The organism is Streptomyces sp. SCSIO ZS0520, from assembly GCF_025643355.1.
Classification (GTDB): domain Bacteria; phylum Actinomycetota; class Actinomycetes; order Streptomycetales; family Streptomycetaceae; genus Streptomyces; species Streptomyces physcomitrii.
Genome location: NZ_CP092644.1, coordinates 2,770,733 through 2,788,625, shown reverse-complemented (window position 1 = coordinate 2,788,625; position 17,893 = coordinate 2,770,733). Strand labels below are relative to the sequence as shown.

The following is a 17,893-nucleotide window of genomic DNA, read 5'->3' as shown; positions in this document are numbered from 1 at the left end:
TGTTCACTCACGCCTACGATCGCGTCAAGCCCGGCCGCTTCCGGGGCGGGGGCGGGGGGCGTGCTGCTCGACCGGCGACCGGCGACCGGCGACCGGCGACCGGGGACCGGCGGCCTCCGACCTCAGTCGGTGGACGCGGACGTGGACGCGGACGTGGACGTGTCCGAGCCGCCGCCCCCGGACGCCCGCCGGCCAACAGCGGCCTCGGCGCCGTCACCGCCCGGGAGGCGGCCCGCGCCGGAGCCCGGGTGGTGCTCGCCGTGCGCGACACCGGCCGCGGCGCGGAGGCCGCCCGGACGATGCCCGGGCAGGTGGAGGTGCGGCGGCTGGATCTCGCCGACCTCTCCTCCGTCCGCGCCTTCGCCGAGGCCTGGGACGGCCCCCTCGACATCCTGGTCAACAACGCCGGTGTCATGGCCATCCCCGAGCGGCGCACCGCCGACGGCTTCGAGATGCAGTTCGGTACGAACCACCTCGGCCCCTTCGCCCTGACCAACCTGCTGCTGCCGTACCTCACGGGCCGCGTGGTCACCGTGGCCTCCAACGCCCACCGGCGCGTGCGGCTCGACTTCGACGACCTCAACTCCGCCCGCGGGTACGAGAGGTGGCGCGCCTACGGCAGGTCCAAGCTCGCGAACCTGCTCTTCACCCTCGAACTCCAGCGCCGCCTGGAGGCCGCCGGCTCGCCTGTCACCGCGCACGCCGCCCACCCCGGCTGGTCCGCCACCAACCTCCAGGGCCACACCACCAGCAGGATGGAGAAGGCGGTCATGGCGGTCGGCAACCGGCTGCTCGCCCAGCGGGACGAGATGGGCGCGCTGCCGACCCTCTACGCGGCCACTCAGTCGCTGCCCGGCGCGAGCTACACGGGCCCCTCCGGCTTCCAGGAGTTCCGCGGCAACCCGGGCCCCGCGGGGCGCAGCACGGCGGCCCAGGACACCCGCGCCGCCCAGCGCCTGTGGCACATGTCCGAGCAACTGACCGGGGTGAGCTTCCCCTTGGCCGCCCTGCGCCTGGACTCCTGAACCCGCCCGGCCCTCCCCGCGTCCGGCGGGACAGGAAACGGGTGCGCCCGGCGAGCGGAACCCTCCGCCCGCCGGGCACACCCGTACGAGAGGCCGTGGCGGGAATCGAACCCACGTAACTCGCTTTGCAGGCGAGCCCCTGAACCACTCGGGCACACGGCCGTCCGCCCCGCCCGGCCGCCGCGGACCCGAGGGCGCGGCGACCGGCGAAGGCGATGCCCCGACGGTAGGCAGCGGTCGGCGGGGAGCTCAAGGGCTTCGGGCCGACTGCAATACGAACGCCATACCGCGTTCATGGACCCGGGGTGCCCGGCGTCCACGGACATGCGGCGCCCGGCGCTCATAGCCCCGAGCCGCCCGGCCCCCACGGACACCCGGCGCCCGGCATCCACGAACCCGGGACGCCCGGCGCGCGGCGGAGCCGTGCGCTCCGTGCCGGGCAGTCCCACCGGAGCCGTACGCTCCGCCCCGCGGTGTAGGGCGAAAGGCCGACCGTTCTCCCACCCTCCGACAGGGGCCAGCCGGTTGTACGCCCCTTACGCTGGCGGGCATGGCCGCCCTGGAACCCCGCGACGCCGACGTCGCCCCCACCCCGGAACAGACGAGGACCCCGCGCACCGCCGACCACGCCGCGCCCCCCTTCGACGGGGTCCGGGACCCGGGCAGCGGCACGGAGACGGAGGAGCCGCCGGGCGGAACCGGGGAACAGGGGAGCCGGGCCGCGGAGAAGGGGAGCGGCCCCGAGGCGCTCGGGAACTCCCGGAAGGCCGTCGCTCCCCGGCCGACGGACCCCCGACTCGGCGCCCCGCAGCCGGCGGACCCCCGAGCCGGAGTCCTCAGCCGTGCCTACCGTGCGCTCAGCATCGGGATCGTCTCCGTCGTGCTGCTGATCGCCTTCGAGGCGACCGCCGTGGGGACCGCGATGCCGGTGGCCGCCCGGGAGCTGGACGGGGTCTCGCTCTACGCCTTCGCCTTCTCCGGGTACTTCACGACGAGTCTGCTCGGGATGGTGCTGTCGGGGCAGTGGGCGGACCGGCAGGGCCCGCTCGGGCCGCTGGCCACCGGGATCTCCGCCTTCGGCGCGGGGCTGCTGCTCTCGGGTACCGCCGGTTCGATGTGGGTGTTCATCGCGGGCCGCGCGGTGCAGGGGCTCGGCGGCGGTCTGGTCATCGTCGCCCTGTACGTTCTGGTCGGGCGGGCCTACCCGGAGCGGCTGCGGCCCTCGATCATGGCGGCCTTCGCGGCGAGCTGGGTCGTCCCCTCGGTGGTCGGCCCCCTCGCCGCGGGCACCGTGACCGAACGGCTGGGCTGGCGCTGGGTGTTCCTCGGCATCCCGGTGCTCGTGCTGCTGCCGATGGCGCTCGCGCTGCCGCAGATCCGCCGCCGCGCCTCGGGACCGCCGGAGCACCACGGGGAGGGCGAGCCCGCCGAGCCGGGCCGGGCCGCCCGGCGGCTGCGGCTGGCCTTCGGGATCTCGCTGGGCGCGGGGCTCGTGCAGTACGCGGCGCAGGATCTCAGTTGGTGGTCGGTGCTGCCCGGGGCGGCCGGGGCCGTGCTCCTGGTGCCCGCGGTACGGGGGCTGCTGCCGCGTGGCACCTACCGGGCGGCGCGCGGGCTGCCCTCGGTGGTGCTGCTGCGCGGGGTGGCGGCGGGCTCCTTCATCGCCGCGGAGTCCTTCATCCCGCTGATGCTGGTCACCCAGCGCGGACTCTCGCCGACCATGGCCGGGGTCTCCCTCGCGCTGGGCGGCGGCACCTGGGCGCTCGGCAGCTTCGTCCAGTCCCGGCCGCGGGTGGAGCCGTACCGGGAGCGGCTGATCGCCTTCGGGATGCTGCTCGTGGCGGCGGCGATCGCGACCGCGCCGACCGTGCTCCTGGACGCGGTGCCGGTCTGGATCATCGCGGTGGCCTGGGGCTTCGGCTGCTTCGGGATGGGCCTGGTGATCTCCTCCACCAGTGTGCTGCTCCTGAAGCTGTCCACCCCGCGGGAGGCGGGCAGCAATTCGGCCGCCCTGCAGATCTCCGACGGCCTGTCCAATGTCGTCCTGCTCGCCGCGGGCGGCGCCGCCTTCGCGGCCCTCGGCGGCGGCGCGGTCGGCGGCACCCACGAGGTCACCTCCGCCGCGAGCGCCTCCCATCCCGGGGCCTTCCTGGTGGTCTTCGTACCGATGGCGGTGGTGGCGCTGGCGGGCGCGTGGATCGCGGGGCGGCTGCGGGTGGCCGAGTCCGCGAGCGGGCCCGGGACCGGGACGGGGACCGGGAGGGTGGCGGCCGGGTGAGCGGGGCCGCTGCCGGGTTCCGTACCGGGGCACCGCGGCGGGAGGGCCGCCCGGTGGCGCCGAAGTACCGCCCCGCGAACGGCGGTTGCCGGGCCCGCCCGTACGTGAGCTGAGTCGCACCCGCCGCCCCGTCCGTGTTCCCGGAGCCGGGCCGCGGGTGCCCCCGGTAGGGTGGCCCGGTCCCGTTCGCGGGAGAGACGACCCTGGCCGCCGAACCACTGCCGGAGACCGTGACTACCACGACGCATTCCTCGCACCTGTCGCCCGCCTTCCCCGGCCGCGCCCCCTGGGGTACGGCGGGCAAGCTCCGCGCCTGGCAGCAGTCGGCGATGGACCGCTATCTCGGGGAGCAGCCGCGGGACTTCCTCGCGGTGGCGACGCCCGGCGCCGGCAAGACGACCTTCGCGCTCACCCTGGCCTCCTGGCTGCTGCACCACCACGTGGTCCAGCAGGTGACCGTGGTCGCGCCGACCGAGCATCTGAAGAAGCAGTGGGCGGAGGCCGCCGCGCGGATCGGGATCAAGCTCGACCCGGAGTACAGCGCGGGCCCGCTCAGCAAGGAGTACCAGGGCATCGCGGTCACCTACGCGGGTGTCGGCGTACGGCCGATGCTGCACCGCAACCGCGTCGAGCAGCGCAAGACGCTGGTGATCCTGGACGAGATCCACCACGCCGGCGACTCCAAGTCCTGGGGCGAGGCCTGCCTGGAGGCCTTCGAGCCGGCGACCCGCAGGCTCGCCCTGACCGGTACGCCCTTCCGCTCGGACACCAACCCGATCCCCTTCGTGGTCTACGAGGAGGGCAACGACGGCATCCGGCGCTCCGCCGCCGACTACACGTACGGATACGGCAGCGCGCTCGGCGACGGCGTGGTGCGGCCGGTCATCTTCCTCTCCTACAGCGGCAACATGCGCTGGCGGACCAAGGCGGGCGACGAGATCGCGGCACGGCTCGGCGAGCCGATGACCAAGGACGCCGTCTCGCAGGCCTGGCGCACCGCGCTCGACCCGCGCGGCGACTGGATGCCCAATGTGCTGCGCGCGGCGGACCTCAGGCTCGGCGAGGTGCGCAAGGGCATCCCGGACGCGGGCGGTCTGGTGATCGCCTCCGACCAGGACTCGGCGCGCGCCTACGCCAAGCTGCTGCGCGAGATCACCGGTACGAAGCCCACCCTGGTGCTCTCCGACGACACCGGGGCCTCGAAGCGGATCGACGAGTTCAGCGGCTCCGCGGACCCGGACGCGCGCTGGATGGTCGCGGTGCGCATGGTGTCCGAGGGGGTGGACGTGCCGCGGCTCGCGGTCGGGGTGTACGCGACCACCATCTCCACGCCGCTGTTCTTCGCCCAGGCGGTGGGCCGATTCGTACGGTCCCGCAGGCGCGGCGAGACCGCCTCCGTCTTCCTGCCCACCATCCCGGACCTGCTCGGCTTCGCGGGCGAGATGGAGGTCGAGCGCGACCATGTCCTGGACAAGCCGAAGAAGGAGGGCGAGGGGGACCCGTACGCCGAATCCGAGAAGGAGATGGAGGAGGCGAACCGGGAGCAGGACGAGGACACGGGCGAGGAGGAGACCCTGCCCTTCGAGGCGCTGGAGTCCGACGCCGTCTTCGACCGGGTCCTCTACGACGGCGCCGAGTTCGGGATGCAGGCGCACCCGGGCAGCGAGGAGGAGCAGGACTACCTCGGCATACCGGGGCTGCTCGAACCCGACCAGGTCCAGCTGCTGCTGCAGAAGCGGCAGGCGCGGCAGATCGCGCACAGCCGCAAGAAGCCGGACGAGGAGGCCGACCTCCTCGAACTGCCCGCCGAGCGGCGCCCGGTGGTCTCCCACAAGGAGATGCTCGAACTGCGCAAGCAGCTCAACACCCTGGTCGGCGCCTATGTCCACCAGAGCGGCAAGCCGCACGGCGTGATCCACACCGAGCTGCGCCGGGTCTGCGGCGGGCCGCCGAGCGCCGAGGCCACCGCCGGGCAGCTGCGCCAGCGCATCGACAAGGTGCGGGAGTGGGCCACCCGGATGCGCTGAGCGCACCCGGATCCGCCGTGCCGGGCGCCCCGGTGTCGCGCCGCGCTGAGCGCACTCCGGTGTCCGCTGGGCGGAGGAGTGCGGCCCGCCATGATCTTGCCCCCGGTACGGAACCGGCGTAACGGGATGAAAGGGATGCGGGGACTGCCCGGATTCTGGACGGAGTCTTCCGCTCAACGAACTCCGCTCGCTACTGTCCCGCTACGCATACGCCCCGTGGCAGCGCCGCCGCGGAGCGCAGCCGGTTCCGAGTGGCCGGATCGCACCGCCCACTCACTCGCCGGCGGCCTCTCACGCGCGTCGTCCTGGGACAGGCACGTCATCCTCGCAGGGGCCGTCGACCCTCACCTACGAAGGAGTGGGCGTCGTGACCGCGGAGACCTCCCAGACGCTCGACCGGGGACTGCGTGTCCTCAAACTGCTCGCCGACACCGATCACGGGCTCACCGTCACCGAGCTGTCCCACCGGCTCGAGGTGAACCGCACGGTGGTCTACCGCCTGCTCGCCACCCTGGAGCAGCACGCCCTGGTCCGCCGCGACCTCGGCGGCCGGGCCCGGGTCGGCCTCGGCGTGCTGCGGCTCGGCCGCCAGGTCCATCCGCTGGTACGGGAGGCCGCGCTGCCCGCGCTGCGCGCCCTGGCCGAGGACATCGGTGCGACCGCCCATCTGACCCTGGTCGACGGCACGGAGGCGCTCGCGGTGGCCGTCGTCGAGCCGACCTGGACCGACTACCACGTCGCCTACCGCACCGGCTTCCGCCACCCGCTGGACCGCGGCGCCGCGGGCCGGGCCATACTCGCCGCCCGCCAGGCTCTGCCCTCCGACCCCGGATACACCCTCACCCACGGGGAGTTGGAGGCCGGGGCCTCGGGAGCGGCGGCCCCGCTGGTCGGCGTCACCGGGGTCGAGGGCAGCGTCGGCGTGGTCATGCTGGCGGAGTCCGTACCGGAGCGGATAGGGGCCCGGGTGATGGAGGCCGCCCGCGAGGTGGCGGACGCGCTGCGCTGAGCCGGGTCCGGGCGGCGGGCCATCGGCCGTACGGGACCGGCCGGTCACCCGCGGCCGTCCCGCACCCGAGCGCCCACCCGTCCCCGAGCGCCCACCTGTCCCGCACCCGAGCCCCCGCCCGTCCCCGAGCCCCGCCCGTCCCGCACCCGAGCCCCCGCCCGCCCCGGGCCGCTGCCCTGGAACCCGTGGCCGAGGCCTCCGGGCCGCGCGTTAGATTGATCCCGTGCTCTCCCGTCTCTCCCGCCCCAAGGCCCTGGCCGTCTGCGCGCTGCCCGCCGTGGCGCTGCTCGCGACCGCCCTGCTCGCCCCGCTGCCCTTCGCCGTGGCGCAGCCCGGCACCACCGCGGACGTGCTCGGCCGGAACAAGGGCGAGCCGGTGATCACCATCAAGGGAGCGCCCAGCCGCAAGGCCGAGGGCAGGCTGCTCATGACGACGATCGTGGCGACCGGGCCGGACGCGCAGGTGGACTTCGGCGACGTCCTCGACAACTGGTTCCGCACCGACCGCGCGGTGATGCCGCGCGACTCGGTCTACCCGAGCGGCGACACCACCGAGGAGATCGAGCAGCACAACCTCGACGACATGACCGAGTCCCAGGACAGCGCCACCGCGGCCGCGCTCTCCTACCTCGGGCGCGCGGACGAGGACCTCGACGTGCGGCTGAAGCTGGCCGATGTCGGCGGCCCGAGCGCCGGTCTCCTCTTCGCCCTCGGCATCGTGGACAAGCTGGACGGCGACGGCGCGGGCGGCGGCCTGACCGGCGGGCGCACCATCGCCGGTACGGGGACCATCGACGCGGACGGCAGGGTCGGCGCCGTCGGCGGGGTGGAGCTCAAGACGCAGGCCGCCAAGCGGGACGGGGCCAGTGTCTTCCTGGTCCCCGAGGACGAGTGCTCCCAGGCGAAGGCGGAACTCCCCGAGGGCCTGCGGCTCATCCCGGTGACCGACCTCAAGGGCACCGTGACGTCGCTGCGCGCCCTGGAGCAGGGCCGCAAGGTCCCGAGCTGCTGAGGCCGCGCGCCCTGCCCGGCTGCTGAGGCCCCGCGGCCCGCCCCGGTCCACCGCCTCCCGTACGTATCTGCCGCACCGCCCCGCCCGTACCCGCCGCACCGCCCCGCTCAGGCGTCCGCCGCGGCCTGCTCCACCAGCGGGATGATCCGCAGCGGCACCGGGTTCTCCATCACGATCGCCGTCGAGGCGCGGACGATGCCGGTGAAGCCGACCACCCGGTCGATGACGCGCTGGAGGTCCGCGTTGGAGCGGGCGACCAGGCGGCAGAGCATGTCGCCGCTGCCGGTGGTGGTGTGCAGTTCGAGGACCTCGGGCACCGAGGACAGATGCGCCCGTACGTCGGGGCCCTGGCCCTGGCTGATCTCCAGGGTGGCGAAGGCGGTCACCGGATAGCCGAGCGCGGCCGGGTCGACCTCGGGCCCGAAGCCGCGGATCACCCCGCTGGACTGGAGCCGGTCGAGCCGCGCCTGCACGGTGCCGCGGGCCACGCCGAGGCGCCGGGAGGCCTCCAGGACCCCTATCCGGGGTTCCCGCGCGAGCAGGACGAGCAGCCTGCCGTCCAGCCGGTCGATCGCCATGGTGCCTCCGATGCGGGGGAGATACGGCCGGGTCCGGCCGCGCTGTGACGCTGGTCATCCTGTACAGATCGACCGGCGTATCGGGTGATCCACTGGTCAGGTTGCCCAGTGGATACGCAAACTATTGCGCACCTTGTGGAACGGCGGGAACCTGCGGGCATGGCTACTTCTGCGCACCTCAACCCCACCCCCACGACCGCCGGCGGAGCTGACCCCTTCCCGGTGAAGGGCATGGACGCGGTCGTCTTCGCCGTCGGCAACGCCAAGCAGGCCGCCCACTACTACTCCACCGCCTTCGGCATGAAGCTCGTGGCCTACTCCGGCCCCGAGAACGGCAGCCGGGAGACGGCGAGCTACGTACTGGAGAACGGCTCGGCCCGGTTCGTCCTCACCTCGGTCGTCAAACCCTCCTCGGAGTGGGGCCGGTTCCTCGCCTCGCATGTGGCCGAGCACGGGGACGGCGTGGTCGACCTCGCCATCCAGGTGCCGGACGCCCGCGCCGCCTACGCCTACGCCGTCGAGCACGGCGCCACCGGCCTCACCGAGCCCTACGAGGTCAAGGACGAGCACGGCACCGTGGTGCTCGCCGCCATCGCGACGTACGGCAAGACCCGGCACACCCTGGTCGAGCGCGGTGACTACGACGGGCCGTACCTGCCCGGCTTCGTCAGCGCCTCGCCGATCGTCGAGGGACCGGCCAAGCGCACCTTCCAGGCCATCGACCACTGCGTGGGCAATGTCGAGCTCGGCCGGATGAACGAGTGGGTCGGCTTCTACAACAAGGTCATGGGCTTCACGAACATGAAGGAGTTCGTGGGCGACGACATCGCGACCGAGTACAGCGCGCTGATGTCCAAGGTGGTCGCGGACGGCACCCTCAAGGTGAAGTTCCCGATCAACGAGCCCGCGATCGCCAAGAAGAAGTCGCAGATCGACGAGTACCTGGAGTTCTACGGCGGCGCCGGTGTCCAGCACATCGCGCTCGCCACCAACGACATCGTCGCCTCGGTGCGGGCCATGCGCGCCGCGGGTGTGCAGTTCCTCGACACCCCGGACTCGTACTACGACACCCTCGGCGAGTGGGCCGGGGAGACCCGGGTGCCGGTGGAGACGCTGCGCGAGCTGAAGATCCTGGTCGACCGGGACGAGGACGGCTACCTGCTGCAGATCTTCACCAAGCCGGTCCAGGACCGCCCGACCGTCTTCTTCGAGATGATCGAGCGGCACGGCTCGATGGGCTTCGGCAAGGGCAACTTCAAGGCGCTCTTCGAGGCGATCGAGCGCGAGCAGGAGAAGCGCGGCAACCTCTGAGCGACCGGCACCCTCCCCGGCCGCCCCGCCCGCCCCTGACGGCGGTGCGGGGCGGCCGTCCGGGGGCGGTACGGGGCGGGCGGCCGTCCCGGGGGCCGGGCGAGGCGGGGCGTGCCGATGCCTTCACAGCGGCGGTGCCGGGTGCGAAGGTGTGATCATGAGCAGCACTCTCGTCGACCGCCTCCGCACCGGACTGCCCGACGGGGCGGTCGTCACCGACCCCGCGATCACAGCCTCCTACGCGAACGACATGGCGAGCTTCTGCCCGGCGGAGCCACCCGCCGTGGTGGTCCTGCCGCGCACCGTCGAAGAGGTGCAGCACGTGATGCGCACCGCCACCGAGCTGCGGGTGCCGGTGGTCCCGCAGGGCGCGCGCAGCGGCCTGTCCGGGGCGGCCAACACCAGCGCGGACTGCATCGCGCTCTCGCTGGTGAAGATGGACCGCATCCTGGAGGTCAACCCGGTCGACCGGATCGCGGTCGTGGAACCGGGCGTCATCAACGCCGACCTCTCCAAGGCCGTCCTCGCCGAGGGCCTCTTCTACCCGCCGGACCCCTCCAGCTGGGAGATGTGCACCATCGGCGGCAACATCGGCACCGCCTCCGGCGGCCTGTGCTGCGTCAAGTACGGGGTCACCGCCGAGTACGTGCTCGGCCTGGAGGTCGTCCTCGCCGACGGGCGCCTGATGAGCACCGGGCGGCGCACCGCCAAGGGCGTCGCCGGATACGACCTGACCCGGCTCTTCGTCGGCTCCGAGGGCAGCCTCGGCATCGTCGTCAAGGCGGTGCTCGCGCTGCGGCCCGCGCCGCCGCCGCAGCTGGTCCTCGCCGCCGAGTTCGACTCGGTACGGGCCGCCAGCGCCGCGGTCTGCGAGATCATGAGCGGCGGCCATGTGCCCTCGATGCTCGAACTCATGGACCGTACGACCGTGCGGGCCGTCAACTCCTTCGCGCACATGGGCCTCCCGGAGTCCACCGAGGCGCTGCTGATCGCCGCCTTCGACACCGCGGACCCGGCGGCCGACCTCGCCGCCGTCGGCGCCCTGTGCGAGGCGGGCGGGGCGAGCCAGGTGGTCCCGGCGGAGGACCAGGCCGAGTCGGAGCTGCTGCTCCAGGCGCGCCGCCTCTCGCTGACCGCCCTGGAGCAGGTCAAGGGCACCACGATGATCGACGACGTCTGCGTGCCGCGCTCCCGGCTCGGCGACCTGATGGAGGGCGTCGAGGCCATCGCGGGCAAGCACGCGCTGACCATCGGGGTGGTCGCGCACGCCGGGGACGGCAACACCCACCCCACCGTCTGCTTCGACGCGGCCGACCCCGAGGAGTCCCGGCGGGCCCGTGAGTCCTTCGACGAGATCATGGCCCTCGGCCTCGAACTCGGCGGCACCATCACCGGGGAGCACGGTGTCGGCGTACTGAAGAAGGAGTGGCTGGCGCGGGAGCTGGGCCCGGTGGGGCTGGAGATGCAGCGGGCCGTCAAGCAGGCCTTCGACCCGCTGAACCTCCTCAACCCCGGAAAGCTCTTCTGACGGCGGAGCCGGGGGCCGCCCACTGCCGGGGACCCGTACCGGCTCCACCGTGCTCGCCGCGCCTGCCGTGAAGGTCCGCCGTACAGCTGCTCACTCCCCGTCCTGGGGCTCGTCGTACGGCGATCCCAGCTGGGGGCGGCCCAGCCACAGGTCGTCGGCCACAGTGGGGGCGAGCAGCTCGGCGAGGCCGTCGTCGATGCGGAGCCGCTCGGCCTCAGAGCCCGGCGGGACCACCCTGAGCGTGCGCTCCAGCCAGGCGGAGACGATGGCGGCCGGAGCTTCCAGGAGCGCGTCGCCGTCGGGGGAGCTGAGCGCCATCAGGACCACGCTGCGGCCCTGCGACTTCGTCGGCCACACCCGGACATCGCCCTGGCCGCACGGCCGGAACACCCCTTCCACCAGGAGTTCTCTCGCGAAGGTCCAGTGCACCGGGCTCTCCGAGCCGATGTGGAAGGTGATGTGGACGGCGTAGGGGTCGTCGCTGCGGTAGGTGAACCTGGCCGGCACCGGGATGCTGCGCTCTGGTGACAGCACCAGATACAGCTCCAGTTCTCGTTCCACCACGGTGTGCATGGGGTGCTTTCCTTTCCTCGGCAGGGCGCCGTTCGGCAGCCCGCGTCAGAAGAGACACCGCAGGTGGACGAGCATTACGCGAGTTCCTGACTTTTTTTCTCGCAAGTTCGCGGGCGGGTGCCCGGGCGGCCCGGGCGGGCCGCCGCGCGGAGCCGGGCGCGCGCCCCGAACCGCCGCCGGGGACACGGCCGTTGCCCGGAAAGAGGGCATCGCGCGCACAGGGACCCACCGCCGCGCGCGGGTCTGATAGATGTGGACCCTCACGCAGACCCCCGAGCAGATACGGGACGACGGACATGAGCGCCCCTACCCCGGCCTCCGGCGAAGACCGCCCCCGCGAGGGCTACTACCCGGACCCGTCCATTCCCGGCTACGTCCGGTACTGGGACGGCGTCTCCTGGGTCCCCGGCACGAGCCGCCCGGCGCCCACCGACGGCACCCCGCTGCCCCCGCCCCCCGGCGCCCGCCCGGCCGCGCAGGAGACCGGCCCCCTCTTCTTCGACGAGGACCCCGCGAGCGCCGGACGCCAGCAGAACGGCCCCGCCACCTCCGCCCTCCCCCAGCAGAGCGCCCCCGGCGGCTGGGGATCCGAACCCTTGGGCCAGGTCCGGCAACCGCCCGCGCCCGGCGGGCAGTTCGGCGCGCCCGGCTCCGGCGAGGACCGGGACCCGGGCACCGGGCAGCCGCTGCCGGGCAGGGACGAGGAGCGCCCGGACGGCACGGTCACCATGCGCGCGGTACGCCCCGGCGTCCCCGGCCCCGCCGCGCCCCGCGACGACGAGCCCGCGGGCGCCGCCCCGGCCGAGGACGGCGGCGTCCCCACCGACGGCACCGTCACCATGCGCGCCCTCGGCCCCGGCGCCCGCAGGCCCGCCTTGCCGAGCTCCGGCCAGGGCAAGCCCGTCGAGGGCACCGTGGTCTTCCGGCGCCCCGAGACCCCCGGCCGCGGTGCCGAGGCGCCGGGCTCCGCCGGGGGCGGCTCGGCCCCGGCGGCCGGTCAGTCCTGGGGCACCCCGGGGCAGGCTCCCGCCGCCCCCGGGCAGGACGCCGGTACGCGCGGTTCCGCCCCGCACCAGGGCCGGGGCGCTGCCCACCAGGGCAGCCCTGGCCAGGAGGGCACTGGCCGCGAAGGCACCCCCGGCCGTGACGGCGCCGCCGCCCGCGAGGGCCGTGCCGAGCGCCCGGGCGAGGGCACCATGGCGATCCGGATGCCGCGGCCCCCGGCCCAGGAGAGCCCGGGCACCCCGACCGCCCCGCACCCGGGCGCCGCCCCCGCCTTCCCGCACCCGGCCGCCCCGCAGAGCACCCCGGGCGCCGCGCCCTCGGGCTGGCCGCAGCAGCCGGGTCCCGCGGGGCACGGCGGGCCGGGCGGAGCGGGCGGCGGTGCGCTGTCCGCCCCCGGCCGGGCGGCCGGACCCGGCGGTGCCGAACCCCCGGTCGTGCCCTGGAAGCCGCCGGTCGAGGACCCCTTCCTCGCCGCCGCGCAGGAGCAGGCCTCGGGGCGCCCGGCGGCGATCGGCAAGCGGTTCGCGGCGCGGCTGATCGACACCGTGGTGGTGGGTGGGCTGACCGCGCTGGTCGCGGTGCCGCTCGGGAGCCGGGCCGCCGACCACATCGACGACAAGATCGACGAGGCGAAGCTCTCCGGCGAGACCGTCACCGTCTGGCTGCTCGACGGCACCACCTCGGTCAGCCTCGCCCTCGTCCTCGGTGTGCTGCTGCTCGCCGGTCTCCTCTTCGAGGTGCTGCCGACCGCCAAGTGGGGCCGCACCCTCGGCAAGCGGCTCTGCGGACTCGACGTACGCGACATCGAGGCCCACCAGCCGCCCGGCTTCGGCGCCGCGGTGCGCCGCTGGCTGGTGTTCACCGTCCCCGGGCTGCTGCTGATCGGCGTGGTCGGCGTGGTCTGGTGCCTCTTCGACCGGCCCTGGCGCCAGTGCTGGCACGACAAGGCGGCCCGCACCTTCGTCGCGGGCTGAGTCCACCCGCTGCCGGGTCCGCGGCCGGGTCCACCGCCGGGTCCGCGGCCCGGAGGCCGCGGGGTCTGCCCAACTGCCCCTGCCCGGCCGCCCGGGACGGTCGTCGCGTGCTCCGCCGCCCTCACTCCGGCTCACCCCGCCGGTAGCCCGGACGGCCGAGCGCCGGATGCGCCCGCCGGGCGTTCAGGTTCGACTCGGGCCATGAGCACTGACCCGCCGCCCCCCGGCTCCGGCCGCCCGCCGGAAGACGACCCGTTCAGGAAGCCGCCCTCCGGCGGCGGTTCGCCCTACGACGCGCCGCAGGGCGGGACCCCGTTCAGCACACCGCCCCCCTCGGGCGGCGGCAGCGGCGGCGGTTCCCCCTACGGCAGCCCGCCGCCCTCCGGCGGCGGCGGCCCGTACGACGGGGGCTACGGCGGCGGTGGGGGCGGTCCCTACGGCGGCGGGGGAGGGGACCCCTACGGCGGCGGTGGCGGGACCGGCGGGCCCTACGGCGGAGGGGATCCGCTCGCCGGGATGCCGCCGCTCGCCGACTCCGGCAAGCGGGTCCTCGCCCGGCTGATCGACATGATCCTGGTGGGCGCGGTGACCGCGCTGCTCTCCTGGATCTTCAGCTTCGGCGCCTGGGAGGTCGACCCGGACAAGGTCGAGTACGGCAAGTCCTTCGGGCAGTCGCTGCTCGCCGCGGTCCTCTACATCGGCTACGACACCATCCTGACCGCCAAGACCGGGCAGACCCTCGGCAAGCGGCTGATGAAGCAGCGGGTGGCCAACCTCGACAACGGGGCGACGCCCTCGGCGCAGACCTCGCTGGTGCGCGCCGCGGTGCTCTGGCTGCCGTTCGCCTTCTGCTGCGCCTGTGTGTGGACGATCATCTGCGGCGGCTGGAGCTTCTTCGACAAGCCCTATAAGCAGGGCCTGCACGACAAGGCGGCCAAGACCGTCGTGGTGAGCACGGCCTGAGCGGCCCGCCTCAGGGCCCGGCCGGTTCCCGTACCCGCTCGGTGGTCCGCGCCCGGCGCCCGGGCGAGGGCCGCTCGGCCGGGGCCTGCTGCCGCGGGCGCCCCGCCGGGTGTGCGGGGCGCGGACCGGCCAGCCGCACCGCGACCCACAGGCCGAGCAGCAGCGAGCCGACCGCGGCTCCGGCGAGGGCGGGTGGCGAACTCACGCCCGCGAGCAGCAGCGCGAGGTTCGCGGCGATGACGGTGGCGGAGCCGGTCAGGATCTGCACGGCACTCGGTCGGGCCATGGCGGTGTCCGTCCTCGGGATCACTTCGGGGATGCGGGAGCGGTGGGCGCCTCGGATCCGGCCGTGGCGCGCGGTGTTCGTCCGGGTGGCCGCGGCCGAGGGGCGTTCTCGCTGGGGCATGCCCGGCCGCCCCGCCGGGTAAGCCCTCCGGCCGCCCGGGCGGCGGTGCACGGGGGGCGCACGGATTCACCCGTATCGCCAAGTGGACGGCGGGACGCGCCCGTTGGGAGTCGGCCGGGGCCCGCGGCGGGCGGGGCGGAGAGGCCCGCGAGAGGGGCCGGATCCGTACGGAGCGGAGAGCGGCGGGACGGGTTGCGGAGGACCGGTTCGGTGGCCGGGAGGCGGATCGGGCGCCGGGCGGGGCCGGGTCCGGTGGTGAACTGGCCGAAGAGGAACGGAGTTGTCCGTATAGCGGAGGTTCGGGACTGCATAGTGCACTTGGCCTGTTCAAGTCAAGATCTGTTTTTTCCGTCGAAACTGCTGTCGAATGTCGCTCACTTATGACGCGTATCACCGCGCGCGGTAGTCCGTTGACCCTGGACCCCCCGATGCCGCGCAGCCGGGCGCGTGGGGAGGAACCCTCAAGTGATCAGCAGGAAACACACCGTCAGAGCCACCGCGGTCGCGGTCGCGCTCGCGGCGGCCACCGCCGGCTTCGCGGCCGCCACCTCGGCCGAGGCCGGCGAGGTCCGCGGCCAGGAAGTGCACCGGCACGACCCGGCCCCCGGTGCCGCGCAGGACAAGGACGGCCACGGCGCCCACGAGCACAACCTCGACGGCCCGTTCACCAAAAAGGCCGAGGCGCAGCGCAAGGCCGCCCTGGAGCAGGTCCTCTCCGGTGACCGGAAGGTCGTCAAGCGCGGCGGCTCGCAGGTCGTCAAGCTCGACGACAAGAAGTACGTCGAGCTGGGCCGCGAGAAGACCGACAAGATCTTCACCATCCTGGTCGAGTTCGGCGACAAGGTCGACAAGGAGACCACCTTCGACCCGGACGGCGACGGCCCGAAGCCCCCGGTGGAGAAGTACGGCGGTGACCCCGGCCCCGCGCACAACGAGATAGCCCAGCCCGACCGCAAGAAGGACAACAGCACCGCCTGGCAGAAGGACTTCGACCAGAAGCACTTCCAGGACCTGTACTTCGGCGAGGGCAAGGACTCCAAGGGCAAGAAGAAGGAGTCCCTGAAGACCTACTACGAGAAGACCTCCTCGGGCCGCTACTCGGTCGAGGGCGAGGTCTCCGACTGGGTCAAGGTCCCGTACAACGAGGGCCGTTACGGCTCCAACTACTGCGGCGACACCAACTGCCCCAACGTCTGGGACACGGTCAAGGACGGCGTGACCGCCTGGGTCGCGGACCAGAAGGAGCAGGGCAAGACCGACGCCGAGATCAAGGCGGACCTGGCCAAGTACGACGCCTGGGACCGCTACGACTTCGACAGCGACGGCAACTTCAACGAGCCCGACGGCTACATCGACCACTTCCAGATCGTGCACGCCGGTGAGGACGAGTCCGCGGGCGGCGGCGTCCAGGGCGAGCACGCCCTGTGGGCCCACCGCTGGTACGCCTACGGCGACGAGGCCGGGCACACCGGTCCCGGCGACAACAAGGCGGGCGGCACCCAGATCGGCGACACCGGCATCTGGGTCGGCGACTACACGATGCAGCCGGAGAACGGCGGACTCGGCGTCTTCGCCCACGAGTACGGCCACGACCTCGGCCTGCCGGACCTCTACGACACCTCCGGTGGCGGCGACAACTCGGTCGGCTACTGGTCGCTGATGTCGGCCGGTTCCTGGCTCGGCACCGGCAAGGACGCCATCGGCGACCTGCCCGGTGACATGACCACCTGGGACAAGCTGCAGCTGGGCTGGCTGAACTACGCCAAGGGCAAGGCGGCCACCGTCTCCGCGCACGAGCTGGGTGTCTCGGAGTACAACACCAAGCACCCGCAGGCGCTGGTGGTGGACCTGCCGAAGAAGGAGGTCACCACCACGGTGGTCAAGCCCACCGAGGGCAGCAAGCAGTGGTGGAGCGACCAGGGTGACAACCTCAAGAACACCCTGACCCGCAGCATCGACCTCACCGGCAAGAAGAAGGCCGAACTCACCCTGAACGGCTGGTGGGACATCGAGAAGGGGTACGACTACCTCTACACCGAGGTCTCCACCGACGGCGGCAAGCAGTACACCCCGCTGGACGGCACCGCCGACGGCAAGGCCCTCCCGAAGGACGGCGCGGACCGCCCGGCCCTGACCGACGCCTCGAAGAAGTACCAGAAGCTGGTCTTCCCGCTGGACGCCTACGCGGGCAAGAAGATCGACCTCCGCTTCCGCTACCAGACCGACGGCGGCGCGGGCGGCAAGGGCTTCACCGCCGACGAGATCGTCCTCACCGCCGACGGCGAGGCGCTGTTCAGCGACAACGCCGAGGCCGACGACAACGGCTGGACCAGCAAGGGCTTCTCGCGCATCGGCGAGTCCTACACCAAGGACTACGAGCAGTACTACCTCGCCGAGAACCGCCAGTACGTCTCGTACGACAAGACCCTCAAGGTCGGCCCGTACAACTTCGGCTTCCGCGACAAGAAGCCGGACTGGGTGGAGCACTACCCGTACCAGAACGGCCTGATGGTCTGGCTGTGGGACACCTCCCAGAAGGACAACAACACCAGCGCCCACCCGGGCAGCGGCCTGATCCTTCCGGTGGACGCCCACCCGAAGGCGCTCAAGTGGAAGAACGGCAAGGTCGTCGGGAACAAGATCCAGACCTTCGACTCCTCGTTCACCCTGGCCCGTACGGACGCGCTGACCCTGCACGACGCCAGCGTGCCGCTGAAGATCAAGGCCCAGAAGGGCGTTCCGGTCTTCAACGACTCCACCGGGGTCTACTGGGACAAGGCCAACCCGACCGCCAGCGTGCAGGTGCCGGACACCAACACGAAGATCAGCGTGGTCGGCGGTGCCAAGGACGGCTCCACGGTCGACGTGATGGTCGGCCCGGCCAAGAAGAAGTAACCGCGAGCACGACGACCGCGCGGTCCGCGGGAGGCAGTCGACGCTCCCGGGACCGGAGGTGACTCGGCCTCCACGACCCGTCGCGGGTCGTGGAGGCCGCGTGCGTGTACGGGGGCCTCACCCGCCTTTCGCGAGCCCGTCCGGGAGCCCGCGCGAGGAACTGACCTGGGCCGGGTGACTGCCGGGTCGGCCATGGGCCATGGACGAGTGAGGCGCCCGGCCCCGGCATGAGCGCCCGGCGGGCCAGGGCCCCGCCGCCACTCCGCGTCCTTCCTCGCCGCGCCGCACAGGGCGCTTCCGCAGCGGATC

The 17,893-nt window shown here is 73.3% G+C and carries 12 protein-coding genes, 1 tRNA gene and 1 pseudogene; 10 read left to right on the top strand and 4 right to left on the bottom strand.

The window, feature by feature from the left end; all coding sequences use genetic code 11:
* Nucleotides 1-191: 191 nt before the first annotated feature.
* A pseudogene (locus tag MID12_RS10425) lies at nt 192-1,025 on the top strand (oxidoreductase); the annotation flags it as partial.
* 90 nt (nt 1,026-1,115) lie between these two features.
* Here the strand turns inward: MID12_RS10425 and MID12_RS10420 are convergent.
* Nucleotides 1,116-1,187 (bottom strand) — tRNA-Cys (locus MID12_RS10420).
* A 388-nt stretch (nt 1,188-1,575) separates the two neighbouring features.
* Here MID12_RS10420 and MID12_RS10415 point away from each other — a divergent pair.
* The 4 genes from MID12_RS10415 to MID12_RS10400 all read left to right on the top strand — a co-directional run bounded on the left by MID12_RS10415 (nt 1,576) and on the right by MID12_RS10400 (nt 7,351).
* A complete protein-coding gene (locus MID12_RS10415; RefSeq protein ID WP_263166375.1) occupies nt 1,576-3,303 on the top strand; it encodes an MFS transporter in 1,728 nt (575 codons plus the stop codon).
* A gap of 230 nt (nt 3,304-3,533) precedes the next feature.
* Nucleotides 3,534-5,330, top strand: coding sequence for a DEAD/DEAH box helicase (locus MID12_RS10410; protein ID WP_263166371.1), 1,797 nt, complete (start codon nt 3,534-3,536; stop codon nt 5,328-5,330).
* 367 nt (nt 5,331-5,697) lie between these two features.
* Nucleotides 5,698-6,339 (top strand): IclR family transcriptional regulator, encoded by a 642-nt coding sequence (locus MID12_RS10405; RefSeq protein WP_040249198.1) that lies wholly within the window; start codon nt 5,698-5,700, stop codon nt 6,337-6,339.
* 223 nt (nt 6,340-6,562) lie between these two features.
* On the top strand, nt 6,563-7,351 hold the full coding sequence (locus MID12_RS10400; protein ID WP_263166369.1) for a S16 family serine protease: 789 nt from the start codon (nt 6,563-6,565) through the stop codon (nt 7,349-7,351).
* Nucleotides 7,352-7,458: 107 nt separating this feature from the next.
* Here the strand turns inward: MID12_RS10400 and MID12_RS10395 are convergent, their stop codons facing one another.
* On the bottom strand, nt 7,459-7,929 hold the full coding sequence (locus MID12_RS10395) for an Lrp/AsnC family transcriptional regulator (protein WP_040249192.1): 471 nt from the start codon (nt 7,927-7,929) through the stop codon (nt 7,459-7,461).
* A gap of 159 nt (nt 7,930-8,088) precedes the next feature.
* Here MID12_RS10395 and hppD point away from each other — a divergent pair, with 159 nt between their 5' ends.
* Entirely contained in the window at nt 8,089-9,240 is a 1,152-nt protein-coding gene (gene hppD / locus MID12_RS10390) for a 4-hydroxyphenylpyruvate dioxygenase (protein WP_040249189.1), read from the top strand.
* Nucleotides 9,241-9,397: 157 nt separating this feature from the next.
* Nucleotides 9,398-10,768, top strand: coding sequence for an FAD-binding oxidoreductase (locus MID12_RS10385; RefSeq protein ID WP_052482241.1), 1,371 nt, complete (start codon nt 9,398-9,400; stop codon nt 10,766-10,768).
* Between the two features lie 90 nt (nt 10,769-10,858).
* Here the strand turns inward: MID12_RS10385 and MID12_RS10380 are convergent, their stop codons facing one another.
* A complete protein-coding gene (locus MID12_RS10380; RefSeq protein WP_040249186.1) occupies nt 10,859-11,341 on the bottom strand; it encodes an SsgA family sporulation/cell division regulator in 483 nt (160 codons plus the stop codon).
* Between the two features lie 296 nt (nt 11,342-11,637).
* On the opposite strand from MID12_RS10380, the gene MID12_RS10375 reads away from it, so the two are divergent.
* Nucleotides 11,638-13,320, top strand: coding sequence for an RDD family protein (locus tag MID12_RS10375; RefSeq protein ID WP_263166365.1), 1,683 nt, complete (start codon nt 11,638-11,640; stop codon nt 13,318-13,320).
* Between the two features lie 201 nt (nt 13,321-13,521).
* Nucleotides 13,522-14,283 (top strand): RDD family protein, encoded by a 762-nt coding sequence (locus MID12_RS10370; protein WP_040249180.1) that lies wholly within the window; start codon nt 13,522-13,524, stop codon nt 14,281-14,283.
* A gap of 10 nt (nt 14,284-14,293) precedes the next feature.
* Here MID12_RS10370 and MID12_RS10365 read toward each other — a convergent pair whose 3' ends face one another.
* Complete coding sequence (locus tag MID12_RS10365; protein ID WP_052482240.1) at nt 14,294-14,569, bottom strand: hypothetical protein; 276 nt, start codon at nt 14,567-14,569, stop codon at nt 14,294-14,296.
* A 585-nt stretch (nt 14,570-15,154) separates the two neighbouring features.
* Between MID12_RS10365 and MID12_RS10360 the strand changes: the two genes are divergently transcribed.
* Nucleotides 15,155-17,584, top strand: a complete 2,430-nt coding sequence (locus MID12_RS10360; protein WP_263166361.1) for an immune inhibitor A — start codon at nt 15,155-15,157, stop codon at nt 17,582-17,584.
* Nucleotides 17,585-17,893: the final 309 nt, after the last annotated feature.